At 29.4% G+C, this 4,783-nt stretch carries 1 protein-coding gene; it reads right to left on the bottom strand.

Going from position 1 to position 4,783, the window contains the following annotated elements:
* Positions 1-108 precede the first annotated feature (108 nt).
* The gene (locus Q5F54_RS10810; RefSeq protein WP_288525537.1) at positions 109-4,407 is read right to left on the bottom strand and encodes a PolC-type DNA polymerase III; all 4,299 of its coding nucleotides are present in this window, start codon (positions 4,405-4,407) and stop codon (positions 109-111) included.
* Positions 4,408-4,783 lie beyond the last annotated feature (376 nt).

Genomic DNA, 4,783 nt, shown 5'->3' with positions numbered 1-4,783 from the left:
CAAAAATACCCTATAGAGTAGACCTTTTTATTAGCTGTCTACTCTATAGGGTACACTTTATTTAAACTAGGTGTTTTTTATATCTTACTCTATTTTTTTAATCTTTTATTAAAATAATGATAATTGATTCTCATCACTCATGTTATCTAGCGAACCATGATTAGTAAGTGTTTCTATAACCGTTTTTGAAATTTTAGTTCTCTTTCTAAGTTCTTCTTTAGATATAAACTCTCCATTTTCTCTTTCTTTTTGAATATTTATGGCAGCATTTTCTCCAACCCCTTGAAGAGCTATCATAGGAGGAAGCAACAACTTTTCTCCTGCAACCTTAAATTTACTTGCATCTGATTTATATATGTCAACTGGAAGTATTTTTATACCTCTTGCATACATTTCAAGTGCAACTTCAAGAACTGTTAGCATATTCTTTTCTTTGGCTGTTGCATCATTTCCTAAACTCTCTATCTCTTGTATTCTAGCCTTAATAGCTGGAAGACCTTTAACTATTAAATCTGCATCAAAGTCTTCTGCTTTTGTAGTAAAATATGTTGCATAAAAAGCTTCTGGATAATGTACCTTACAATAAGCAAGTCTAAATGACATCATAACATAAGCTACTGCATGAGCTTTAGGGAACATGTACTTTATCTTTTGACATGAACCTATATACCATTCTGGAACATTATTTTCGTGCATTTCTTCTATGTGTTCAGGTTTTAAACCTTTCCCTTTTCTTACATTTTCCATGATTGTAAAGGCATTTTTAGGCTTTAAACCTTTAAATATAAGGTAGTTCATTATATCATCACGAGTTGATATAACTTCATCTATACTAACTATATCATCTCTAACTAAATCTTGAGCATTATTTAGCCAAACATCAGTACCATGAGAAAGTCCCGATATACGAACTAGTGCATCAAAAGTTGTTGGCTTTGTGTCAAGCAACATTTGTCTAACAAACTTTGTCCCAAATTCTGGTATTGCAAGAGATCCTATAGGACAATTTATTTCTTCAGGTGTTACACCTAGTGCCTCTGTTGATGTAAATAAAGACATTGTTTCTGGGTCATCTAGTGGAATCTCTGTTGCAACTATTCCAGTTATATCTTCTAACATTCTTATCATGGTCGGCGCATCGTGTCCAAGTATATCAAGTTTTAATATACGCCCACTTATAGAGTGATAGTCAAAGTGTGTTGTTATAACCCCACAACTTGTATCATTTGCAGGATATTGTATTGGTGTAAAATCATAAACATCTTTATAATGAGGAATAACCATTACTCCACCTGGATGCTGTCCTGATGTTCTCTTTACTCCAGTACATCCATTAGATAGTCTTAAAACTTCAGCATTTGGAACGTGTATGTTATTTTCTTCTACATACTTTTTAGCATATCCAAAAGCTGTTTTTTCTGCTACTGTACCTATTGTACCCGCTCTATAAACATAACCTTCTCCGAATAATTCTTCTGTATATTTGTGTATTACAGGTTGATAATCTCCAGAGAAATTAAGGTCTATATCTGGTTCTTTATCACCTTCAAAACCAAGGAAAGTCTCAAATGGTATATCATGTCCTTCTTTTCTAAGTGGTTTTCCACATTTAGGACAATCTTTATTCGGTAAGTCTACTCCCGAACCATATTCTCCTATTTCAAAGAAATATGAGTACTTACATTCTGGATCATCACATATATAATGTGCCGGTAATGGATTAACTTCTGTTATATCACTCATTGTAGCTGCAAATGATGAACCAACTGAACCTCTTGATCCAACTAAGTATCCATCACTTAATGATTTTGTAACCAGTTTCTGAGCTATTATATACATAACGGCATATCCATTACCTATGATAGAGTTTAACTCTCTATCAAGTCTAGCTTGTACAACTTCAGGAACAGGATTTCCATATATACGCTTTGCTTTTTCATAGCACATTTCTCTTAGCTCAACATCTGAACCTTCTATTACTGGAGGATAAGTATCATTTGGTATTGGTTTTATAACTTCAACCATATCAGCTATTTTATTACTATTTGTTACAACAACTTCATATGCAAGTTCTTCACCTAAGTATTTAAACTCTTCTAGCATTTCATCTGTTGTTCTAAAATGAAGATAAGTTTCTTCTTCATCAACTTTAAATCCTTGAGAGTATTTTAGAATTTTTCTTAACACGGCTTCATGTTTTTCTAAAAAATGAACATCTCCTGTTGCTACAGGTATTTTTCCAAACTTAATTGCAGTTTCAATAAGTTTTCTATTTAAGTCCCTTAATTCTTCTTCATCTTGAACTTCGCCTTTATCAATCATAAATCTATTGTTATCAATTGGCATTACTTCTATATAATCATATAAATCTATTATTTTAGACATTTCTTCATCACTTACATTTTTCTTAACAGCCTTAAATACTTGTCCTGCTTCACATGCTGAACCAATTATAATACCTTCTTTATATTTTTCTAGAACACTTTTTAATATTCTAGGTGCCCTATAAAAATGATTAACATGAGCATCTGATACTATTTTATATAAATTTTTAAGACCTGTATAATTTTTAGCTATTAAAGTTATATGGCTAGTTCCAAGTTTTGTGTAATCAACCTTACCTAAAACTTCATTTACTTGTTGTAGTGTTTTAGCTCCCTTATTATCTAACATTTCTAAGAACTTTATAAATATAAGTGCTGTAGCTTGTGCATCATCAACAGCTCTGTGGTGGTTTAAAAGAGGTACACCTAATGCTTTTGCTACTACATTTAATCTATGCCTTTTTAATTCTGGAAGTAACACTCTAGCCAATGTTAGTGTATCTATACTTCTATTTTTAAACTCTATGTTTTGTTGTCTACACTTTTCAGATATAAAACTCATATCAAATTCTGCATTATGAGCAACTAGTACACTATCTCCAATAAATTCTATAAACTTAGGTAAAACCTCATCTATAGTAGGTTTATCTTTAACCATATCATTAGTTATACCAGTTAACTCTTGTATTTTGTATGATATATCCTTTTGTGGATTTATTAACTCACTAAACTTATCTACAACTTTAAAATTTTCAATTTTTACAGCACCTATTTCAGTTATTTTATCATTTGTATTTGAAAAACCAGTTGTCTCTATATCAAATACTACAAATGTTTGTGAAAGTTCTTTGTCATTAGCATCTTGTATTATATCTTCTGAATCTTCAACTAAATATCCCTCTACACCATAAAGTATTTTTATATCTTTACCTTTAGCAGCACCCATTGCCTCTGGAAATGCTTGAACCACACCATGATCAGTTATTGCAATTGCCTTATGTCCCCATTTAGCAGCTTGTTGTATTAACTTTTTTGTTGAAGTTACGGCATCCATAGATGACATTTGAGTATGTGCATGAAGTTCTACTCTTTTTACTTCACTTTTATCTATCCTCTCTGGCTTTTCTTCTATTCTTATACCACTTATAGTCATTGTAAGCTCTCTTTGGTAGATATCATACATTGTATCTCCCTTTATTTTCACATAAGCTCCTTTAGATATCTTACCCAGTACGCTATCTTTATTAGTATCATTTAAAAATAATTTGCAACTTATAGAACTTGTAAAGTCAGTTATAGCTACTATTAAAAGTATCTTACCATTTCTAAGCTCTTTAGTGTCTATATCAAATATTTCACCTACTATACTTACAGTTCCAGAGCTATTATTTAAATCACATATTTTTTCAACCATGGCATTTACATTTTCACCATATATTAATTTTTCATCATATTCTGGTTTTATAACATAAGCAGCTTCTTCATCATCTGATTTTTCTTCCTTAGCATTGATTTCTAATTCCCTAATTTTTTCTTCTACCACTCTTTCACTTTTTCTAATTATACGTTTAACATCAATTTCTTCATCTATTGCTTTTTCCATAGTTATATTAAGGTCTATTCCAAGTTCTTCATTTAACCTAGACTTAAGTACATAAGCTATATTTAGCTTCATTAATCTATCATAAAAAAGTCCTTTTGGAAGCTTTATCTTTAAATTATCTTCTATACATAAATACTCTATTTGTTTATACCATCCTGCAATAGATGGACATAGTGCCTTAAATATATAAACAATATTCATCCAATACATTTTTATTATGTCTTTATTTTCTTTTCTATCAAGTCCAATATACGAAATCTTAATTTTTATATCTTTAAAATACGAAAGCTTTAATTTTAACTCTTCTTTTAAGGTATCTAAAATGTCATATGATATTATAGATTTTGAAGTTAAATGAAAGTATACTATTTTATCTTCTCTAAAATAAACTACTTTAGATACATATACATCCTTTAATTGTTTATTTAATATATTATTATTTATTTCTAGTCTATCTAAATAATCTTTTACACTCTCCAAAGTATCACTTCCTTTTACTATTCTTAAAGTAAATATTATATCACAGGTTAATTACTGTTATTAAATTTTTTATTTATTAAGAAATTATAAAATATGTATTGTATGGATAATTATAACTCAATAATCACAATTTAATTTCCTAATATATTTTAATTAATATATATCACATGTACTATAAATAACTTAATTTTTTAATTGGATTAGCTACAAATTCTAAATATTTTAATATTATATTATAAAGACAAAAATGTGAGGCGGTGTTAATATGTCCTGTGTCCCAGAAGTAGATTTTAATAAAATAATATATTGTTATCATGACCTAGGTGAAAAAAAATTACTAAAAAAATCTTTATCCGGACTTAATATACATAAAAAA

It is taken from the genome of uncultured Romboutsia sp. (genome assembly GCF_958366745.1).
In the GTDB taxonomy this organism is placed as follows: domain Bacteria; phylum Bacillota; class Clostridia; order Peptostreptococcales; family Peptostreptococcaceae; genus Romboutsia; species Romboutsia timonensis.
This window is presented reverse-complemented; position numbering and strand designations above follow the sequence as displayed.